General features: G+C 57.7%; 1 protein-coding gene. It reads right to left on the bottom strand.

Translation table 11 applies throughout. The annotated features are described in order from the left end of the window. Window positions 1–146: 146 nt before the first annotated feature. The gene (locus CQW31_RS30720; protein ID WP_014595514.1) at window positions 147–1,127 is read right to left on the bottom strand and encodes an IS5-like element ISPst7 family transposase; all 981 of its coding nucleotides are present in this window, start codon (window positions 1,125–1,127) and stop codon (window positions 147–149) included. Window positions 1,128–1,192: the final 65 nt, after the last annotated feature.

Below are 1,192 nucleotides of genomic sequence, written 5' to 3'. Positions count from 1 at the left end.
GGATGGTCTGAAGTAGCCATGCATTTCCGGCTGACTTCAGCCTCCGCCGATTTTGAAAGCGGCAAACCGATCAAAAACGATCAGATAACCAGCTCATTTCGGTGTTTCTAGCCGCCGAGAACACCTCGCGGCGGCCATTTCCTGCATTACAGGCGCACCTCTCCTGCATTGGTCAGCAAATGTCGGCGTGCCATCCACAGGTTCGACAACGCGAACAGCGTCACCAGTTGCGCAGTATTCTTGGCCAAGCCACGGAAGCGCGTCTTCACATAACCGAACTGCCGCTTGATCACCCTAAACGGGTGCTCAACCTTGGCCCGTACCTGAGCCTTGGCTTTCTCGATCTTGCGTCTGGCTTTGTACAGCGCGCTGCTCTTGCCCAGCTTTTTGTAAGTGCTGCGCCGTGCTGCCACCTGCCAAATCACTTCGCGGCCATCATGCTCGGCACGCTTCTCGACGCCGGTATAACCCGCATCGGCGCAGACCACGTTTTCCTCGCCATGCAGCAACTTGTCGACCTGGGTGACGTCCGCCACGTTAGCCGCCGTACCTACCACGCTATGCACCAGGCCCGATTCGTCATCGACGCCGATGTGGGCCTTCATGCCAAAGTAATACTGGTTGCCCTTCTTGGTCTGGTGCATCTCTGGGTCGCGCTTGCCGTCTTTGTTCTTGGTCGAACTCGGCGCATTGATCAGCGTGGCATCGACGATGGTGCCTTGGCGCAGCGACAGGCCACGGTCACCCAGGTAGCCATTGATCACGGCCAGGATGCCAGCAGCCAGTTCGTGTTTCTCCAGCAGGCGACGGAAGTTGAGGATGGTGGTTTCGTCGGGGATACGCTCCAGGCTCAGCCCCGCGAACTGCCGCAGGATGGTGGTCTCGTACAGTGCCTCCTCCATCGCTGGATCGCTATAACCGAACCAGTTTTGCATTAGATGAACCCGCAGCATTGCCATCAACGGGTACGCCGGACGGCCACCTTCACCCTTGGGGTAATGCGGCTCGATCAGGGCAATCAACCCCTTCCACGGCACCACCCGATCCATCTCGATCAGGAACAGCTCTTTGCGGGTCTGCTTGCGCTTGCCGGCGTACTCGGCATCGGCGAAGGTCATCTGCTTCATCAGAAAACTCGGTGGGTGGCGTTCGGCTATTTTGCCAAAATCAGAAAGTCTTTTTCAGACTGTCC

The sequence above is a fragment of the Pseudomonas sp. 382 genome (assembly GCF_002759075.1).
GTDB classification, from domain to species: Bacteria; Pseudomonadota; Gammaproteobacteria; order Pseudomonadales; family Pseudomonadaceae; genus Aquipseudomonas; species Aquipseudomonas vlassakiae.
This window is presented reverse-complemented; position numbering and strand designations above follow the sequence as displayed.

Bases quoted from the DNA above. Each gene is read 5' to 3' on its own strand.
- CQW31_RS30720 (WP_014595514.1), bottom strand. From the start codon at position 1,127: ATGAAGCAGATGACCTTCGCCGATGCCGAGTACGCCGGCAAGCGCAAG.